General features: G+C 47.1%; 16 protein-coding genes and 3 tRNA genes. 10 read left to right on the forward strand and 9 right to left on the reverse strand.

Annotated elements, in window-relative coordinates; genetic code table 11:
• Positions 1-17: 17 nt before the first annotated feature.
• The 4 genes from R2083_RS05490 to R2083_RS05505 form a co-directional block, all read right to left on the reverse strand.
• Complete coding sequence (locus R2083_RS05490; protein ID WP_317537808.1) at positions 18-2,930, reverse strand: aconitate hydratase; 2,913 nt, start codon at positions 2,928-2,930, stop codon at positions 18-20.
• A gap of 150 nt (positions 2,931-3,080) precedes the next feature.
• A tRNA-His gene (locus tag R2083_RS05495) sits at positions 3,081-3,156 on the reverse strand.
• A gap of 83 nt (positions 3,157-3,239) precedes the next feature.
• A tRNA-Arg gene (locus R2083_RS05500) sits at positions 3,240-3,316 on the reverse strand.
• Positions 3,317-3,350: 34 nt separating this feature from the next.
• Positions 3,351-3,427: transfer RNA gene (locus R2083_RS05505), tRNA-Pro, on the reverse strand.
• Positions 3,428-3,702: 275 nt separating this feature from the next.
• On the opposite strand from R2083_RS05505, the gene dksA reads away from it, so the two are divergent.
• Positions 3,703-4,128 carry an RNA polymerase-binding protein DksA gene (gene dksA / locus R2083_RS05510; RefSeq protein WP_317531012.1) on the forward strand — a complete coding sequence of 142 codons (426 nt, stop codon included), beginning with the start codon at positions 3,703-3,705 and terminating at the stop codon, positions 4,126-4,128.
• A 103-nt stretch (positions 4,129-4,231) separates the two neighbouring features.
• Here the strand turns inward: dksA and pnp are convergent, their stop codons facing one another.
• Positions 4,232-6,352, reverse strand: coding sequence for a polyribonucleotide nucleotidyltransferase (pnp, locus tag R2083_RS05515; RefSeq protein WP_317531011.1), 2,121 nt, complete (start codon positions 6,350-6,352; stop codon positions 4,232-4,234).
• A gap of 126 nt (positions 6,353-6,478) precedes the next feature.
• Positions 6,479-6,748: a 30S ribosomal protein S15 gene (gene rpsO / locus R2083_RS05520; RefSeq protein WP_108698442.1), complete on the reverse strand. Its 270-nt coding sequence runs from the start codon at positions 6,746-6,748 to the stop codon at positions 6,479-6,481.
• Between the two features lie 331 nt (positions 6,749-7,079).
• On the opposite strand from rpsO, the gene R2083_RS05525 reads away from it, so the two are divergent.
• Positions 7,080-7,843 (forward strand): IS5 family transposase gene (locus tag R2083_RS05525; RefSeq protein WP_317530936.1). Its coding sequence is split into 2 segments (ribosomal slippage): positions 7,080-7,395 and positions 7,395-7,843, totalling 765 coding nucleotides; the frame shifts between segments, so codons are not numbered across the junction.
• Positions 7,844-7,916: 73 nt separating this feature from the next.
• On the opposite strand, the gene R2083_RS05530 is transcribed toward R2083_RS05525, so the two are convergent.
• Positions 7,917-9,380 (reverse strand): dynamin family protein, encoded by a 1,464-nt coding sequence (locus tag R2083_RS05530; protein ID WP_317531010.1) that lies wholly within the window; start codon positions 9,378-9,380, stop codon positions 7,917-7,919.
• Between the two features lie 414 nt (positions 9,381-9,794).
• On the opposite strand from R2083_RS05530, the gene R2083_RS05535 reads away from it, so the two are divergent.
• Complete coding sequence (locus R2083_RS05535; protein WP_317531009.1) at positions 9,795-10,505, forward strand: DUF502 domain-containing protein; 711 nt, start codon at positions 9,795-9,797, stop codon at positions 10,503-10,505.
• Positions 10,506-10,540: 35 nt separating this feature from the next.
• Here R2083_RS05535 and R2083_RS05540 read toward each other — a convergent pair whose 3' ends face one another.
• Positions 10,541-11,581 (reverse strand): folate-binding protein YgfZ, encoded by a 1,041-nt coding sequence (locus R2083_RS05540; RefSeq protein WP_317537809.1) that lies wholly within the window; start codon positions 11,579-11,581, stop codon positions 10,541-10,543.
• 143 nt (positions 11,582-11,724) lie between these two features.
• Here R2083_RS05540 and R2083_RS05545 point away from each other — a divergent pair, with 143 nt between their 5' ends.
• Positions 11,725-12,171 carry a protein YgfX gene (locus R2083_RS05545; protein WP_317537810.1) on the forward strand — a complete coding sequence of 149 codons (447 nt, stop codon included), beginning with the start codon at positions 11,725-11,727 and terminating at the stop codon, positions 12,169-12,171.
• Positions 12,172-12,413: 242 nt separating this feature from the next.
• A complete protein-coding gene (locus tag R2083_RS05550; protein ID WP_317531006.1) occupies positions 12,414-12,692 on the forward strand; it encodes a hypothetical protein in 279 nt (92 codons plus the stop codon).
• Positions 12,693-12,795: 103 nt separating this feature from the next.
• Here R2083_RS05550 and nadB read toward each other — a convergent pair whose 3' ends face one another.
• Positions 12,796-14,391 carry an L-aspartate oxidase gene (gene nadB, locus R2083_RS05555; protein WP_317531005.1) on the reverse strand — a complete coding sequence of 532 codons (1,596 nt, stop codon included), beginning with the start codon at positions 14,389-14,391 and terminating at the stop codon, positions 12,796-12,798.
• A 275-nt stretch (positions 14,392-14,666) separates the two neighbouring features.
• Here nadB and rpoE point away from each other — a divergent pair, with 275 nt between their 5' ends.
• The 5 genes from rpoE (at position 14,667) to R2083_RS05580 (ending at position 18,661) form a co-directional block, all read left to right on the forward strand.
• The gene (gene rpoE, locus R2083_RS05560) at positions 14,667-15,266 is read left to right on the forward strand and encodes an RNA polymerase sigma factor RpoE (RefSeq protein WP_090316177.1); all 600 of its coding nucleotides are present in this window, start codon (positions 14,667-14,669) and stop codon (positions 15,264-15,266) included.
• A gap of 1 nt (position 15,267) precedes the next feature.
• Positions 15,268-15,825: a sigma-E factor negative regulatory protein gene (locus R2083_RS05565; RefSeq protein ID WP_317537811.1), complete on the forward strand. Its 558-nt coding sequence runs from the start codon at positions 15,268-15,270 to the stop codon at positions 15,823-15,825.
• Positions 15,822-16,817 carry a MucB/RseB C-terminal domain-containing protein gene (locus R2083_RS05570; RefSeq protein WP_317537812.1) on the forward strand — a complete coding sequence of 332 codons (996 nt, stop codon included), beginning with the start codon at positions 15,822-15,824 and terminating at the stop codon, positions 16,815-16,817. The genes R2083_RS05565 and R2083_RS05570 overlap by 4 nt, the downstream gene beginning before the upstream one ends.
• 154 nt (positions 16,818-16,971) lie before the next feature.
• Positions 16,972-18,387 (forward strand): DegQ family serine endoprotease, encoded by a 1,416-nt coding sequence (locus R2083_RS05575; protein ID WP_317531002.1) that lies wholly within the window; start codon positions 16,972-16,974, stop codon positions 18,385-18,387.
• Complete coding sequence (locus tag R2083_RS05580) at positions 18,371-18,661, forward strand: glutaredoxin family protein (RefSeq protein ID WP_317537813.1); 291 nt, start codon at positions 18,371-18,373, stop codon at positions 18,659-18,661. The genes R2083_RS05575 and R2083_RS05580 overlap by 17 nt, the downstream gene beginning before the upstream one ends.
• Positions 18,662-18,667: the final 6 nt, after the last annotated feature.

Raw genomic sequence — 18,667 nt, forward strand, 5'->3', positions numbered from 1 at the left:
GTGCAATAAATAATTGCCTATGCCATCAATTCCCGCAGAACATAAGGCAAGATTCCGCCGTGTTTGAAGTAATCCACCTCGATGGTGGTATCAATACGGCATAACAGTTGCACGGTCTGGTTGCTGCCGTCTTTTCGCCGGATACTCAGCGTGACATCCTGTTGCGGCTGGATATTATCCAGTCCCAAGATATCGAATTGCTCGTCGCCTTTGATGCCCAACGTATCGGCATTGTCATTGTTTTTGAATTGCAATGGCAGAACGCCCATACCAATCAGATTGCTGCGGTGGATGCGTTCAAAGCTGCTGGCGATCACCGCTTTAACACCCAACAGCTGCGTGCCCTTAGCGGCCCAGTCGCGGCTTGAGCCAGTACCGTATTCCTTACCACCGAAAACAACGGTGGGAATATTCTGGGATTGATATTTCATTGCGGCATCGTAAATGCTCATTTGCTCCGGCGCAGCGCCTGCGGCGCCCTGATAAAGGGTAATGCCGCCTTCGCTGCCGGGAATCATCAGATTTTTGATGCGCACATTGGCAAAGGTACCGCGCATCATCACTTCATGGTGGCCGCGCCGGGCGCCATAGCTATTAAAATCGGCTTTGCCGACATGATGATCGAGCAGATAACGTCCTGCGGGTGAAGTGTCCTTGATCGATCCCGCCGGACTGATGTGATCCGTTGTCACGGAATCGCCAAATATCCCCAGCGCGTAGGCATTTTTAATGTTACCCGCGCCGCTGGATGTTGCAGGCTGCAGCGAGAAATTCTGGAAAAAGGGCGGTTCGGCGATATAAGTCGACTCCGGCCAATTGTAGGTTTGTCCGGTAACGGAAGTGACGCTATTCCACAACGTGTGATCTTTGGTGAGATTGCCATAGAGTTTCCGGAAAGTATCCGCGTTGGCGGCATATTTCAATAATGCATGAATTTCCGCGCTGCTAGGCCAGATATCCTTTAGCCAGACTGGTTGATTGTTTTTGCCGATGCCCAATGGTTCAGCCGTGAGGTCTTTCAGTATAGTACCGGCGATTGCGTAGGCCACGACCAATGGTGGTGACGCCAGAAAGTTAGCGCGAATGTTTGGATGAATGCGCGCTTCAAAATTGCGGTTACCGGATAATACCGCAGCGCAGACCAGATCATTCTTGACGATGGCTTCTTCTATCGGTTCGGCCAATGGTCCCGCGTTGCCGATGCACGTGGTGCAGCCGTAACCGACCAGATTGAAGCCCAACTGTTCGAGATAAGGCGACAGTCCGGTGATGTTTAAATAATCGGTGACTACGCGCGAGCCGGGCGCCAGCGATGTTTTGATGTGATGCTTGACCGACAATCCTTTCTCGACCGCCTTTTTGGCCAGTAAACCCGCAGCCAGCAGCACGCTCGGGTTGGATGTGTTGGTACAGGATGTGATGGCGGCAATCAATACATCGCCGTGACCCAGATCAACGCTTGAGCCATTCAATTCGACCTGACATAAGTCGGCTGCATTGGGCGCGGGGCGGTTACTGGTCATTTCGGTGATATTGCGGGAAACCATCCGCCGCTCGGTGGATGCAGCGCTTTGCGGCGCCGGTGTGTTGCCGGCACTGGGTGCCGACAATCTGTTTTCATCGACATTGCCGGAGTCGATATGTGTGCAAACTTCGAGATCCTGGCTATGAGCATTGCGCACTGAGTAACGCTGATTGATATTGTCGTTTTGTTTGCCGTAACCGCTTTCTCTGATGGGTTTGTTAAAGAGCTCGGTGAAACGGGATTTTATGGCCGTCAGTTCAATGCGATCCTGAGGGCGTTTGGGACCCGCTAGTGCAGGTGATACCGAACTCAGATCGAGCGTCAGCTCGCTGGTATAGTCGATGTCTCCTTTTTTGGGGATGCCATACATTTGCTGTGCCTGGAAATAAGCCTGGAATGCGGCGATTTCTTCCTGGCTACGTCCCGTGCCTCTGAAATAATCAATAGTCGCGTCGTCGACCGGAAAGAATCCCATGGTTGCGCCATACTCCGGCGCCATGTTGGCGATCGTGGCGCGATCGGGCAGCGTCAATGAAGCGGTTCCTTCACCGAAGAACTCGACGAATTTACCGACCACATTGGCCTTACGCAGCATTTCCGTGATCGTCAGTACCAGATCGGTTGCGGTAACACCTTCGCGCAACTGGCCTGTTAAATTGACACCCACTACATCGGGGGTGAGGAAATAAACCGGTTGACCCAGCATACCGGCTTCCGCTTCGATCCCGCCGACACCCCAGCCGACGACACCGATACCGTTGATCATGGTGGTATGCGAATCGGTACCGACCAGCGTATCAGGAAAAATAAGTCCGTCTTTCCGGTGCACACCGCGCGCGAGATATTCGAGGTTGACCTGATGCACAATGCCAATCCCGGGGGGGATCACCTTGAATGTGTCAAACGCTTGCATGCCCCACTTGATGAACTGGTAACGTTCGTTATTACGGAAAAATTCTATTTCCATATTGCGATCGATCGCATCTTTCGTGCCGTAGTGATCAACCTGTATCGAATGGTCCACGACCAGATCGACGGGAACCAACGGTTCGATGAGCTTCGGATTTTTTCCCAGCTTTACCGCCGTGCTGCGCATGGCAGCGAGATCGACCAGCAGCGGTACGCCGGTAAAGTCTTGCAGCACAATGCGGGAAACGACAAACGGTATTTCATCCACTCTGGCAGCTTCGGGTTTCCAGCTGGCCAGTTGCCGGATATGCGCTTCCGTGATCTTTTTATTGTCAAAATTCCGCAATACCGATTCCAATACGATACGGATCGATACCGGCAGCCGGGAAATTTTTCCAATGCCACTTTTCTCCAGCGCCGGGAGTGAATAGTATTTCGCAGTGTTTCCGGGGGCTATGGATAGCTCATGCAGGCTGTTGAATAAATTGTGGCTCATCGGTAATGTTCCTGAATAGTGCGGGTTAGCGGGTAAATAAAGTATTCTGCCGCTAATATATATTTTTAGGCAAACAAAGTCACGCTTCGGATTGCGAGCATAAATGACAATAAAGAAACAGAATGGAGGGGGGGGATATGGATTATCAGGTGGGGTGGCTGATGGGACTCGAACCCACGACAACCGGAATCACAATCCGGGACTCTACCAACTGAGCTACAGCCACCATATGAAGAAAAGTGATACGGTCTTGCACACACAAACCGAGTTGAACAATTCAGTCCATCCATGAGGAAGGTATAATATTTGTGGCGTGCCCGACAGGAATCGAACCTGTAACCCCCAGCTTAGAAGGCTGGTGCTCTATCCGATTGAGCTACGGGCACTAAATCGGGCTGCTCTAAATATTAGGGCTGAAATTGGTCGGGGTGGAGAGATTTGAACTCCCGACATCCTGGTCCCAAACCAGGCGCGCTACCAGGCTACGCTACACCCCGGAAAAGGCGACACTATACCTTCTTAGCGGTGAAACGTCAATTTCTTCGTGCTTCAAGTTGAGAGTTATGCTAATTTTGTTTGGGCACGATTAAAAACCAGAAATGTTTACATTTTGCATGCGTCATGTCGCAAATCAAATTTACAGTGGTATGTTATTGTAGAATTCGACTGATGACAAACATCATCTATGGATAAATAACTTGTTATCGAACCTGTTTTCTGATAATACTATGCGATTTTTGTACGCTAGCGGAATTAAAGAGGAGCCTGACAGATGCCAAAAGAGCTGCAAAGTAAACAAGTGACTCCCTATGAACCCAAAGCAGGTGAAGAATATATGGGGCCTGATCAGCTGACGCATTTTCGTAAGATACTGGACGATATGAAAGTGGAATTGGGTCAGGATATTGACCGTGCCGTTCATACCATGCAGGATGAAGCGACGGTTTTCGCCGACCCTAATGACCGAGCCAGTCAGGAATCTGATATGACGCTTGAATTACGTAACCGTGACCGGGAGCGCAAACTGATCAAGAAGATTGATGAGATTATCGGCAAGATCGATTCCGGTGATTATGGTTATTGCGAAAGCTGCGGTGTGGAAATCGGATTAAAACGATTAGAAGCACGGCCTACGGCGACACTTTGCATCGATTGCAAGACACTGGATGAAATGCGTGAGAGACAAATAGCTAAATAGTTTTGAACGCAATGAGCTGAACGGGTTTGTAGCCGGTTAAAATGAAAAGCCCTGCTTGTGAAGCAGGGCTTTTGTTTAAGCTAGTGCGTAAATCTGAGACGGTTTAAGATTCTTCTGTAGCAGGATCGGTATTGCCTTCATCAGCAGCTAGCGCTTTCATGCTGAGGCGCAATCTACCCTTGTCATCCGCTTCAAGCACCTTGACACGAACCTGCTGGCCCTCGTTCAAATGATCGGAAACGTTGTTGACACGCTCATTGGCGATTTGCGAAATATGCAACAAGCCGTCTTTTCCGGGAAGAACGCTGACGATGGCACCAAAATCCAGTAATTTCAGGACTACGCCGTCATAAATTTTACCAACTTCGACTTCCGCGGTAATGTCTTCAATGCGTTTTTTGGCGAGCTCACCGCCTTCCGCATTAACACAAGCGATCGTAACTTGACCGTCATCGGTGATATCAATGGTGGTGCCGGTTTCTTCCGTGAGCGTGCGTATTACAGCGCCGCCTTTACCGATAACATCGCGAATCTTTTCTGGATTGATTTTCAGTTTGATGATGCGCGGTGCATGCACTGAAATATCTTCCCGGGTCGATGGCAGCGCTTGTTTCATGATTTGCAGGATATGCATCCGCCCTTCATGCGCTTGTATCAACGCTGCATGCATGATTTCTTTGGTGATACCTTGAATTTTGATATCCATTTGCAAGGCGGTGATACCTTTCTCGGTGCCTGCTACCTTGAAATCCATATCACCGAGATGATCTTCATCACCAAGAATGTCCGTCAGTACAGCGAAACGGTTGCCATCCTTAATCAAGCCCATGGCGATACCCGCGACATGAGCTTTCAATGGAACACCTGCATCCATCAGTGCAAGGCAACCGCCACAGACCGATGCCATTGAACTGGAACCATTGGATTCGGTAATTTCGGATACCACACGGAGTGAATAACCGAATTCTTCGGGAGTTGGTAGTACCGCGGCTAGGGCGCGTTTGGCAAGCCGTCCGTGGCCGATTTCACGGCGTTTTGGAGTGCCGACACGGCCAATTTCTCCGGTTGCATAGGGCGGCATATTGTAATGCAGCATGAACCGGTCGTTATAATCGCCTTGCAGCGAATCGATTTTTTGCTCATCGCGCGCGGTGCCCAAAGTTGCAATTGCCAGTGCCTGCGTTTCTCCACGGGTAAATAGTGCTGAGCCATGCGTGCGCGGCAGTACGCCGTTGCGAATTGTAATAGGGCGTACAGTCCGCGTGCCGCGGCCATCGATCCGAGGTTCACCATCCAGAATTTGGTTGCGCACAATTTTCGATTCCAGCGCAAAAAAAGCTTCCTTGAATGGCTGGAGACCGGGGCCACCCTCGGTATCAACACCGAGTTCGGCGGAGATGCGTTGACTGATGGCTTCAATCGCTTCGCTGCGCGCTTGTTTTTGCTTGATTTTGTATGCTTGCCGCAAATCAGCTTCCGCCAAGCCGTTAATCTTTTCTTCAAAAGCGACATCTTTTGCCGGTGGTGTCCAATCCCAAGCGGTAACACCTGCTTCATCGGCAAGCTCGTTGATCGCATTGATAACGACTTGCATTTGCTCATGACCAAACGTCACGGCTCCTAGCATCACTTCTTCAGAGAGTTCCAGTGCCTCTGATTCAACCATCAAAACAGCGTTTTGTGTACCTGCAACAACTAGATTCAATTGCGTATCTTCCAGCTCGGAAGTGGTTGGATTTAGAACATATTCATTGTTGATATAACCGACCCGGGCTGCGCCAAGCGGGCCATCGAACGGAATGCCGGAAAGGATTAATGCAGCGGAGGTGCCAATAATCGAAGGTATATCCGGATCCACTTCATTGTCGGCCGACATTACCGTGGCTACTATCTGCACTTCGTTATAGAAACCTTCGGGGAAGAGCGGCCGAATAGGACGGTCGATCAATCGGGAAGTTAATATTTCCTTTTCTGATGGACGACCCTCTCGTTTAAAGAAACTGCCGGGTATTCTGCCTGCCGCATAAGATCTTTCCTGGTAATCCACTGTCAGCGGAAAGAAATCCTGTCCTGGTTTTATATTTTTTGCGCCAACTACGGTGACAAGTACTACTGTATCGTCCATTGTAACCATTACGGCGCCATGTGACTGTCTTGCTATCTCACCTGTTTCCAGTGTGAGTTGATGGCGTCCATAGGTAATACTCTTCTTAATAGGTTTCAATTAACAATCCCTTTTTCCTATTTGATGAATCTTTCCGAATTTTGATTTGCTTGCAGACAAGAATATCGATTGCACGACTGAAAAATGGTCTGCTCGATTGGCACCAGCCAAGCTTGAGGAGAACATCTATTTACGTAAACCAAGGCGTTCAATCAGCGTTTGGTAAGAATCGGCATTGCGGTTTTTTAGATAATCAAGCAGTTTGCGGCGGCGTCCAACCATGCGTAATAGACCGCGGCGGGAATGATGATCCTTGACATGCGTTTTGAAATGACCGATTAAGTCATTGATTCTGGTTGTTAAGAGTGCAACTTGGACTTCAGGAGAGCCAGTATCCCCTTCGGCTCTTTGATAGTCGCGCACTACCTGTGCTTTTTGGTCGATTGTGACTGACATAAAATTCTCCGGTTATTAAACTACCCTTGGGTATAAAGAGCCGGAATTTTACTCTTTTATATCGTTCTTGTCCAAACCAGAACAAGTTATGAAACTAAATCGAACCGGCAACAGAGACCTTAAAGCTCGTTACAGCTCAAAAGCTGAGTGATGGGGAAGTGTAATTCTGGGCAAACCGGAATGGGCACGAGTTGAAGTTGATGAAAAAGAAACTCAGTAATCTATGGAGAACAAAAGAATTGATATTGTGAATTGGATTCTTCTATCAATTCTATTTGTTACCCCTAGTGGTTGATTAGGGCCTGTTAACGCTATTTGATATAATTTGGTGATGGAAATCACCGAAACTCAATATCAACAGATCGAGCACTGCCTGCCGCGTCAGCGTGGCAACGTCAGCCATTCCAATCTGCAAGTTCTCAATGCCATTCTTTACGTTGCCGAGCATGGCTGCAAGTGGCGAGGACTGCCCAAGCGATTCGGCAACTGGCATACCATCTATACCCGCATGAATCGCTGGGCAAAGAGTGGTGTACTGAGCCATGTATTTGGGCAACTTCAGCATCAGCAAATCATCCGTATCCGTATTGAAACTGTTTCGCTGGACAGCACCAGCATCAAAGTCCATCCCGACGGTACGGGTGCGTTAAAAAAAACGGCCCCCAATCCATCGGAAAATCTCGAGGTGGATGGACCACCAAAATTCATCTGGTTGCCGCAGATTCCAGAACAACCATAAGCTTTGCCCTCTCGCCCGGTCACGCCCACGATGCGCCAGAGGGCAGGCAGCTTTTGCTTTCCCTCGGTCCCGTCAATACGCCCACCTACCTGCTGATGGATCGTGCTTATGAGGGCGACCAAACCCGGCAACTGGCACTAGATTTGGGTTACATCCCGGTTGTTCCGCCCAAAGCAAATCGCTTGTCACCCTGGGAATACAACCGTGCCATGTACAAAAAACGCAACGAGATCGAACGATTGTTCAGAAGGCTCAAGGGATTTCGCCGCATCTTCTCCAGGTTCGATAAGCTCGATGTCGTCTTCATCTCCTTTATCCACTTCGCTCTCATCGTCGAAGCAATCAGATTGTGTTAACAGGCCCTAAGATCGTTTGTGCCGCAAAGTGCGCATATAGCAGTGCGGGAAAACGATTTCGCATTGTAAAATCTTAAACTTGCGAATTTTCACCCTCATTTCCCGATGGATTCGTGAATTGATCGTTCAATGCTTGAATATAATCGTTAGCTTCGTTAATGATTTCATCAATGGTTTGTTGTGCAACATCATTCCAGCCAGCCGGTCCGCTGAGGAGCATTGGACGGTACGTGGCGGTACTCTTATTAAATGCCTGTACGTACTGTTTGTAGACCTCATGATCGTTGCCGATTTCATTTGCCAGATTCTTCAGTAGCTTATTGGCAACTGCGCGGCGGATGGAAAAATGGATGAAAATAATACTGAGCGCTAAAAACGAAGCGATGGCGATTGCTGTGGTATCTCCTTGTATGAGCTCTTCCGGGAATGTTTTGACAATCCCCCACGATTCATTCATCGTCAAAGCTATTCCTGCCAGCACCGCCAATGTGCCATAAGCTAAGCCATCAAATAATATGACTTTGCTTTTCCATTTTTTTAGCATGTCAGATAGTTTATTAACAATCTGATTTTTAATACCTTTGGCTGTTTGTTCTAGTTTTCCGACAATGCGGTACGAACGTTCGACTTCGATCTGATGCATTCTTGCATTGATGTCAGCCATATCTTCTTCGCGTTTTTTCTCGAAGCGTTCCTTGATGTGCGGATTGGCGATCGGAACGGCAGCGGCGGGATTATAGATGCGATAGAACCGTCCGGTGACTAAGCCTACTTCAGCGAGCGAGCGTTGCCAGGCCGAAACAACTTCTTCCGGATTGTCTTCCTGTGCGGTGACATCAATCTGATTCAGAATGTACAGGAATTTGTTTGCATCGGCACGGTTAACGCTGGCCGATACCAAATAAGCCAATGTATCCTGCATGGCCTTCGGTTCGGGGTGGCGCGCGTCAAAAAATACCAGCACAAGATCGGATAAGTTAATGATGTGTTGTGTTAAGCGCAATGTCGATGCACGCTGATTGTCTGCGTCAAAGCCGGGAGAATCGATCAGGATTTTTCCGCGTATATTTTCGGACGGGCAGGTTTTCAACTGCAAGTAAGCATCAATGCGCTCTTGACCGGCTTCGGAAATCTCATCAATACTACGGCTGATTTGGAAGAACGGGAAACGCGGGTCGGCATCGAGTGCAATGCCCGGCAGTGTCTTTGCTTCATTATGACGGCTGTAGCAAATGACCGTGAATTTGTCATCGACGGCCTGATTGCCGGTGCGTTGCAGCTTCATATCCAGATAGGAATTGATATAGGTCGATTTTCCGGCGGAAAAGGTACCTAATACGGCGATCATAGGCCACCAGGTCACACAGGTCGCATAGGATTCGTCTTTGTTGAGTAACCCCATGCTGTGGCCGACATAATCCATTTTTCTGAAGCTTTTTACTGCATTGGCCAGTGTCGGGTTATCCGGATGCTCATCAGCTAAGTGCTTTTGTAAACTCTTAAGATACTTATTAATTTGTGTTGAGCTATGTGACATAACGATCCCTTTTCATTCCTATGAGAGTACACCCTGAATTGCGTGAAGGTGATTTTTTAGTTTAAAAATTCATTTTTCTGCATGAGATGATGCTGTTTTCAGTCAGTTACTCTGGTTTTTTGGAATGCGTGCCGACCAGAATTTTTTACTACAAATGAAAACAGATTTTACGGATAACGCATGTTCAATGCCAGTCGATCTATGTCAGAAATTATTGCAGCGTGCCCCGCGATTTTACCAAGAACGCCGCAGGCTTGCCAGTATATGATATTTCTAATATTTGCATTGGTTTCACGCAAAATAATATTATCATAACCAGTTTTATGGACGGCCGGTTTCCGGTGGTTTGTACCTTTTGACCGGAAGAAAATAAAGCTTGGATCATACACACTTGGCGGGAGAAAATTTTAAAGCATGTCAACAGAAAGTAATCAGGAGCAGCCTGCAGCACGTTCTGCCCATCTAGCTCGCTATATTCTCATCGGTTTTCTTACCGTGGCGCCGCTGTGGGTGACGTGGCTGGTATTTGATTTTTTATTGAATTTATTGGCACAGATCGGAGATCCTTTGTTAAAGGGGATGGCGCGTGCTGTCCGGCCATTTTCGGATACCACGGCCAGCTGGCTTCTCGATTCCAATTTTCAGCATGCAGTGGCTGCATTGCTAACGATTGTGAGTCTTTATGGCATCGGTTTGCTGGCTTCTTTTGTCATTGGCAAGAAAGTCATCGGTATTTATGAAAATATTTTGGCTCGACTGCCTCTGGTGCAAACAATTTATGGCGCCACCAAACGTTTCTTGCACACGGTCAGTCAGCCGCCGGTTACCGGGCAACGTGTTGTGCTGATCAGCTTCCCATCGTCAGAAATGAAAGCGGTCGGGTTTATCACGAAAGTCATAACGGATAAAAACAGCGGAAGAAAGCTTGCTGCGGTTTATGTACCGACCGCGCCCAACCCAACTTCCGGTTATATCGAAATTGTGCCGATGGACGATGTCGTTCTGACGGATTGGACGACTGAAGAAGCAATGACGTTTGTTGTGACGGGAGGGACCAATGCACCCGATAATTTGAATTTTTCCAATCAACCTAAGCCGCAAGCGCAAGCTGTTGAGAAACAATAAAGTGACTCAATAAGCGGTGATGAGCCGCTGTGTTTTTACGCCGGCAATGAATAGGGCAGCGGCTTAATTTCCAGCGTTGACCCTTGCAGCGATTGCCAATGTATCTCACCGGTGTCAATACTACTTTGTTGAATAACGGCTAAAACATCAAAACCCCCTTGCGGTGACGGTGTCGCATTGACAATGTTGCCGCTGGATTGATCTTCCATGTCGTTGCTGTAGAGCGCATCGCCCGCTTTAATGGTTTGTGTCGAGCCGATATGCGCCAAAAACATGCGCCGTTTGAGTTTCCCGAGGTATTGCGTGCGTGCCACAATTTCTTGCCCCGGATAGCAGCCTTTTTTGAAACTGACACCGCCAATGGCGTCCAAATTGACCATCTGCGGCAGAAACATTTCCTGGGTCTCGGGCAATATAACCGGAATTCCCGATTCGATATTTAACCAATTCCAGCAATCCACGCCAACCGGTTTGGCCTGTTGATCAAGACGCTGCCAGAGTGCGGGTGCATTTTCAACTGAGGTGATCAATTCGATACGTTGCGGAGACAGACAAAGAGCGCTCAGTGCGCCATCATGCGCGACTTGCAACGGATGATCAAAATGGCATGCTAAACCGGTTACATCTTTAATCAGCATGGCGGCATCGGGACCTGCGACACCGATTCGGACCAAGTCATTACTGGCATCAGTCAACCGCACTTTGGCGCGCAGCACAAACATGGTTAACCGCTTTTGTATGGCAGCGGATAAGCCGGCGGGCAATTGCATGAGAAGATCGTCATGGTGCTGCCAGAGCAGGAAAGTTGCCAGAATCCGGCCTTTAGGAGTGCAGTAGCTGCCATATTGCGCCTGATTTGGATTGATTTCCCGGATATCGCAACTGAGTTGGTTTTGCAAAAAAGTTTTTGCGTCCTCACCGGAAAAACGAATTAGGCTGTGATGGGATAGATCAGCCATGACGGTGGCTGTTGGTGTCTCTTGAAGCTCGGTTGTGATGTTGCCAAAATGTACCACGCTATCATTTTCAATGACGGCGTGACGATCACGTAAAAAGGTTTGCCATGCTGGGTTCATACAAAAGCTACGGATGAATAAACGGGCACTGATTATACGATACTCAATCCGGGTGAAAGCAAGCGTGCGCTGCGGGAGATTGCGCTTTGCACCGGGTGATTTTATTTTCTGTGAGTGTCAAGGCTGGAAAAGCGATTTTAAATATGCCTGATTTGTTTATTCATCTTCAATCTTCCTACCGGCTTGTGGCGATATTGAGTCTGGCGCATCTGATTGCTGCCAGCTTTTTATGGCCGCTGGCGTTACCCTTGGAAGTAAAGGCTGTCATCGTTGTCTTGCTGATTATCAGTCTGCTCTATTACCTGCGTAAAGATGCATTGCTCAGTGCAAATGATGCGGTGATCGCTTTGCAGCTGAAGGAGGATATGTGCTGTATTGTAACAACGCGATCCGGACAATCGATCACTTGCCGCATATTGGGCAGCACTTTTGTCGCTCCTTATCTTACCGTGATGAGTCTGCAACCGGCCGGTAAATTTTTTATCCGTAGTGTCGTGATATTGCCCGATAGCATCAAAGTGGATGAATTCAGGCGGTTGCGGGTTTGGTTGCGATGGAAATGGAAGCAGGATCAAGAAACTGGCAAATGATCATGGCGGCCGGTTAACGATGGCGGGTGTATTTCATGCCAAACTGCGCTCAACAGAATACGTGCATGGTGTTTAGCGTTTTGATGGTGGTGTGCACCTTGGGGAATGTAAGTAGGCTGTTTATTCTGAAGTATTTTTCCACATGAGCGATAAAAACAATTTGCACGCAATGGAAAATTTTTCTGTTATCCTAATTGTGCAAAGAGGGAGTCCTTTGTTTGTAAATTAAAAATGGAGAAAATATGTTTAAAAAAACTGTTCATGCATTGGTATTAGTTATTGCAATGGTGTTTGCTACCAGCCAGGCTTTTGCCGCTTGTAGCCTGGATACCGAGAAAGATGGAAAATCAGCTTGCGGAGCAAACCAAGTGTGTTATTTGGTAGATGGCACTTGTATTGATAAGAAAAGCCTGCCAGCGGGAAAGTCCTGTAAAAAATCAGGCGTCTGCCAAAATTCTTGTGTGAAAGATGATGGTACAGAGACCAATAGTGATGGTTCCGAAACAGGAAAATGCAGTTAATCTTTTAAATTAATCTATTTAAAAATAGGGTTGTTCTGTTATTAACCTAAGCCGGTTACACCGGCTTAGGTGTTGAAAAGTTAAGCACAGTTTTCAGTTGCTCTTAAATTTCTCTCTGCAGTATCGTATCTTGCGCTACCGGCAAGGTATCCGGGTAATCCTTGCTATAGTGCAATCCCCGGCTTTCATGGCGCAGCATGGCGCATCGCACAATGAGATCGGCGCTATCGACGAGATTGCGCAGCTCTAGCAAGTCACTGGTAACACGGAAGTTTGTATAGTATTCCTCGATTTCTTCGCGTAATAACGCAATGCGATGCTGCGCGCGTTGCAATCGTTTGGTTGTTCGCACAATGCCGACATAGTTCCACATAAAGCGGCGCAGTTCATCCCAGTTGTGCGCGATGACAATTTCTTCATCCGCATCTGTAACCCGGCTTTCATCCCAATCGGGCAGCTTGGGCAGTCCATTCATCGGCTGATTGGCGATATCGATTCCCGCAGCCTGAGCCAATACCAGACATTCCAGCAGAGAGTTACTGGCTAAACGATTGGCGCCGTGTAATCCGGTATGGGCTGTTTCTCCGATGGCATATAGGTTATCCAAGTCGGTTTTGCCGTGCTTGTCAGTCACCACCCCGCCGCATGTGTAGTGTGCTGCCGGAACAACCGGAATCGGTTCCCGGGTGATATCGATTCCCAATTCCAGGCAGCGGGCGTAAATGGTCGGGAAATGTTCTTTGAGAAAGTCGGCAGGTTTGTGGGATATATCCAGATAGACGCAATCCAGTCCTCTTTTTTTCATTTCAAAGTCAATAGCGCGAGCCACGATGTCGCGCGGCGCGAGTTCGGCGCGTTCATCATGCCGTGGCATGAAGCGGTCGCCGTTAGGCAGTTTTAATAAACCGCCTTCGCCGCGCACGGCTTCACTGATCAAGAACGATTTTGCATGCGGATGATAGAGGCAAGTCGGGTGAAACTGAATGAATTCCATATTGGCAATCCGGCAACCCGCACGCCAGCCCATTGCAATACCGTCACCCGTGGCGGTGTCCGGATTGGTCGTGTAGAGATAGACCTTGCTGGCTCCACCTGTCGCTAATACAGTGTTTTGCGCTGTAAAAGTAAGCACTTTATCTTGTTTTTTGTCGAGGATATAAGCGCCAAAGCATCGTTTATGCTGCGTTTGAGCATAATCGGATAACTTGTCGCTGGTAATCAGATCGATGGCGATATGATGTTCCAGTACTAAAATATTCGGATGCGTTTGTATTTTCCGGATTAAGGCTTGCTGTACAGCTTTACCTGTCGCATCACCGCTATGAATAATGCGCCGTATGCTATGACCACCTTCTTTTGTCAGGTGATATCCGGTTTCGCTTGTTTTGTCGCTGGTGAAAATAACACCTTGATCTATCAACCAATGAATCGCATTGGCTGCATTTTCAGTGATGTATTGCGTGATGTCCTTATCACATAAGCCGGCTCCGGCGATCAATGTGTCTTGTACATGTTGTGATGGAGAATCGTTATCGGATAATGCCGCTGCAATTCCCCCTTGCGCCCATGAGCTGGCACCCGAATCAGCACTTAGCTTAGTCACGATACAGATTTTTTTATGCTGTGCTAAATGTAATGCCAGCGTGAACCCAGCTAATCCACTGCCAATGATCAGCGTATCGAAATTGTTTTTAGGCATCAAACTCGGCCATCTATTTTTGTAATTGATAGGCTGAATAATAACAGACTCGGAGTGCTTCAATCTGTATACATGGATTTGCTTTTACTGATGCTAAAAAACTGAATTGTGAACTAATCGATAGGATTAATTGTCTCTGAAACAATGATGATGCAATTACGTAGTTCCCGAGATTCATTTGGATATGTATACTTGTTCTGTTGTGTCATTATGCTACATTTAATGGAACAAGAAGAAACTATAAATTCATTTAAAATGCTCAGGGATCAGGTTGTATGGGTGATCGGGAGATCGATCAACAGTTAGTAGAACGAGTTCAAGGCGGAGATAAGCATGCATTTGATCTACTAGTCATTAAATATCAACGTAAGCTGGCTCGTTTATTGTCACAGTTCATTCGTGACTCAGCTGAGGTTGAGGATGTTACGCAAGAAGCTTTTATCAAAGCATATAGAGCATTACCTTCATTTCGTGGAGATAGTGCTTTTTATACGTGGCTGTACCGGATTGGTATCAATACAGCAAAGAATTTTCTGGTATCTCAGGGGCGTAAGCTGCCGACATTGCAAGGATTTGACAATGAAGATGCCGAAGATTTTGAAGATAGCGGTTTGTTGAAGGAGATGAATACGCCTGAAAGTGAACTGATGAGCCAAGAAATTGCTCAAACAGTAAATCAGACGTTGGATTCGTTACCTGAAGAATTGCGTACAGCGATTGTTTTAAGAGAAATTGATGGGTTAAGTTATGAAGAAATTGCAAATATTATGAGTTGTCCCATTGGGACTGTACGTTCGCGCATATTTCGCGCACGTGAAGCGATATCTGAACAGTTGCGTCCTTTGCTAGGGACAAGTAAAGACAAGAGGTGGTAATGTGAAAAGTAAAGTATCTGCATTGATGGATGGTGAGCTTGATCAGCAAGATGTTTCAAATATTATTGAAGCGATAAAAAAAGGTGATGATCTGCGGGATGAATGGAAAACGTATCACGTGATTGGCGATGCGCTGCGGCAATCATCTCGATTATCGATGAATATATCCGCTAGCGTCAGCCAAAAGTTAAAAGCCGAACCAACCATACTCTCTCCTAATAATAGCTCTCGTGACATTGAAAAGAAACAAACACATAAAGTTCTGGCCTTTTCAATGGCTGCCTCGGTGATAGCGATGGTTTCGGGGTGGGTTATAATGAACAATCTCTATAAACCGCAGCAGGTTATGATAGCTGAACAATCAAAACGCGATAATAACTTAACTGCCACACCCGTCACAGTTTCTTCTCCTCCTTTAATTCATAATTACTCGCATCCCCCGGTTGAAATGAATGATTACCTGTTCGTGCACCGGGAATTCTCTCCAGGTATCACGATGAATGGGCAGGTTACCAATGTCAATAACGTGACTGAATACCACGAAAGATATGGTAGATGATTAGCCGTAAAATATTCGCGCTGTTTTCGCTATTTTTACTGCTAGTAGTAGGCCTTCAAACAGCGGTTGCGCAAGAGTTATCTCGTTCAACGCAGAGTGCGCTGGGTTGGTTAAAGAAAATGGCTGACGCGCCACGCCGCCATAATTACTCCGGAACGTTCGTTTATTATGCCGATGGCCATATAGAGACCTCTCGCATTGTGCACAAGGCTGGTCCAACCGGTGAATATGAAAAAATTGAAGTGCTGGACGGACTGCCGCGTATTGTTTTTCGAAATAACGATGAGATGCAGTGTTATCTTCCTGAAAGTAAAAAAATATATACTGAAAAACGTTGGTTTCGTAAATTCTTTCCTGATATTCTCCCTTTACCATTAGATAACGTTGACGAGAATTACTCCGTCAAGGAAATCGGCCGCGAACGGATTGCGGATCATGAGTGCCAGGTCTTATCTCTGACTCCGAGGGATTCATTACGATATGGTCATAAATTTTGGATTGACACTGCAACCGGAGTGCCGGTGAAGGTGGCTGTGATCAATGGCAATCAAATCATTGAGCAATTTGCTTTTGCACAACTGGAGATCGATGGAGACATTCCTTCCAGCCAATTGAAACCGAACCAATCGCTGATTTCAGGCGAGTGGGAAACAACAAAATTACTGACCTCAATTTTAGCCGAAGGTGAATTACCGTGGCAGGTCAAGAGTCTTCCCGCAGGCTTCCGGAAATTGGTTGAAATGAAGCGCAATTTAACCGAAAAGCCTGCTCTGGTCGATCATATTGCCGTATCTGACGGACTTGCAACAGTTTCGGTGTTTATCGAACCGATTAGTAAGGATGCGCCGTCACCGGTTCCTGGTTTCTTTACTAGCCGTGGTGCGATAAATATCTATGTTCGCACACTCAATGATAATAAAATAACGACAGTCGGTGAAGTTCCACTGGTAACCATTAAACTAATAGGCGATTCTGTTGTTAAAAAAGATTAATTTCCGCAAGTCAAAGCATACCGAACCTGTAAAATTCTTCCGCTTCCCATCGATATCCACAAGAAAAATTGAACATATTTCCCGGTTCGACGGTTAAAAAAGTGATGTATACCCACGTTGATTGCTTGCCAAACGTAAAATAAGGATAAAAATCATGCTTCGATTGATATTAATGATGTTGTTTTTGTATACCTCATCAGCATTCGCACAAACCAATCAATTACCCGACTTTACCGGGCTTGTTGAAAAACATGGCGCTGCGGTAGTCAATATCAGCGCGATGCAGAACGCAGATGCGGTGAACAGTCAGGTTCTCCCTGAAATACAGGGTCTTCCGGAAAATTCGCCGTTTTACGATTTCTTTAAGCGGCACATGCAACCTTTCCCCGCGCCGAGAAGATCAGAGCCAAAGTCTTTGGGTTCCGGTTTTATCATCAGTGCGGACGGTTATATTCTGACGAATGCACACGTTGTTGAAACGGCTGATGAAATTACGGTAAAGCTGAATGACAAACGGGAGTTTACTGCTGAGATCATTGGTACTGACCGGAAAACCGATATTGCTTTAATTAAAATCAATGCCACGGATTTGCCTAAAGTGACGCAAGGGAATCCGGAAAATCTCAAAGTGGGTGAGTGGGTGGTTGCAATCGGCTCACCGTTCGGTTTTGAACACAGTGTGACGGCCGGTATCGTGAGCGCAAAAGGACGTTCTCTGGCGCAGGAAAATTATGTTCCATTCATACAAACCGATGTGGCGATCAATCCCGGAAATTCCGGCGGCCCGCTGTTCAATATGCGCGGTGAAGTGGTTGGGATCAACTCCCAGATATACAGCCGGACTGGCGGGTTCATGGGATTATCATTCGCCATACCGATTAATGTTGCAACCGAAATTGCGGATCAATTAAAAGCTAATGGTAAAGTGAGCCGGGGAAGAATCGGTGTGATGATCCAGGAAGTTACCAAAGAGCTCGCGGAGTCGTTCGGTTTATCCGACAGTAACGGCGCGCTGGTTGTTTCAGTGGAAAAAGGTGGTCCTGCCGATCAAGCGGGGATCAAGCCACGCGATATTATTCTGAAGTTTGATGAAAAAGAGGTGGGAACCTCGGCAGATTTGCCGCGTATAGTTGGCAATACCAAACCGAAATCCAAAGTATCGATAGAAGTTTGGCGAGAGGGCGCTTTGAAAACAATCAAAGTCGAAGTCGGAGAAACACCTTCCGATGACGCGGCGGAAAATCGCAAACAGAAACAAGGTAAAAAAACGAATACGTCGAATCGCTTGGGATTGGCACTAAGCGAGATTAATGACGAGCAAAAGAAACAACTCGAGATTGCCAATGGCTTGCTGGTTGAAGATATGCAGCCCGGTATCGCTAGCCGCTCGGGAATCCGCATTGGCGATATCATTCTGGGCTTAAACAGTAAGGACGTGAAAACTGTTGAGCAATTTAATGAATTGTTGGGTCAGGTCAAGAGCGGAAAGAATATCGCTTTGCTTGTTAAGCGAAGCGATATCACGACTTTTATCACGATGAAGCTTACCGACGATGACAAAAAAGACTGAATCCGGCCCGGAGGCCGTGGATCAAGTACCCGAATTGATCGTTTATGGCCGTGAAGAATGCCATCTGTGTCAGGACATGATACTTGCGCTGCGAAACTTGCAGGCGCAAGTATCTTTCGCTTTTCAGGTGATTGATATTGATTCCGATCCTGAGCTGGTTGCCCGCTACGGGGACAAAATTCCCGTGTTGATGTCCTCGCATAACGGCCAGGAAATCTGTCACTATTTTCTGGATTTAGCAGCTTTAGATGATTATCTTGCTGAATTTCGTTAGAATGCT

It is taken from the genome of Nitrosomonas sp. Is35, from assembly GCF_033063295.1.
In the GTDB taxonomy this organism is placed as follows: domain Bacteria; phylum Pseudomonadota; class Gammaproteobacteria; order Burkholderiales; family Nitrosomonadaceae; genus Nitrosomonas.

Coding starts and splice junctions, on each gene's coding strand:
- R2083_RS05490 (WP_317537808.1), bottom strand. CDS start 2,930: ATGAGCCACAATTTATTCAACAGCCTGCATGAGCTATCCATAGCCCCC.
- dksA (WP_317531012.1), top strand. CDS start 3,703: ATGCCAAAAGAGCTGCAAAGTAAACAAGTGACTCCCTATGAACCCAAA.
- rpsO (WP_108698442.1), bottom strand. CDS start 6,748: ATGTCAGTCACAATCGACCAAAAAGCACAGGTAGTGCGCGACTATCAA.
- R2083_RS05530 (WP_317531010.1), bottom strand. CDS start 9,380: ATGTCACATAGCTCAACACAAATTAATAAGTATCTTAAGAGTTTACAA.
- R2083_RS05535 (WP_317531009.1), top strand. CDS start 9,795: ATGTCAACAGAAAGTAATCAGGAGCAGCCTGCAGCACGTTCTGCCCAT.
- R2083_RS05540 (WP_317537809.1), bottom strand. CDS start 11,581: ATGAACCCAGCATGGCAAACCTTTTTACGTGATCGTCACGCCGTCATT.
- R2083_RS05545 (WP_317537810.1), top strand. CDS start 11,725: ATGCCTGATTTGTTTATTCATCTTCAATCTTCCTACCGGCTTGTGGCG.
- R2083_RS05550 (WP_317531006.1), top strand. CDS start 12,414: ATGTTTAAAAAAACTGTTCATGCATTGGTATTAGTTATTGCAATGGTG.
- nadB (WP_317531005.1), bottom strand. CDS start 14,391: ATGCCTAAAAACAATTTCGATACGCTGATCATTGGCAGTGGATTAGCT.
- rpoE (WP_090316177.1), top strand. CDS start 14,667: ATGGGTGATCGGGAGATCGATCAACAGTTAGTAGAACGAGTTCAAGGC.
- R2083_RS05570 (WP_317537812.1), top strand. CDS start 15,822: ATGATTAGCCGTAAAATATTCGCGCTGTTTTCGCTATTTTTACTGCTA.
- R2083_RS05575 (WP_317531002.1), top strand. CDS start 16,972: ATGCTTCGATTGATATTAATGATGTTGTTTTTGTATACCTCATCAGCA.
- R2083_RS05580 (WP_317537813.1), top strand. CDS start 18,371: ATGACAAAAAAGACTGAATCCGGCCCGGAGGCCGTGGATCAAGTACCC.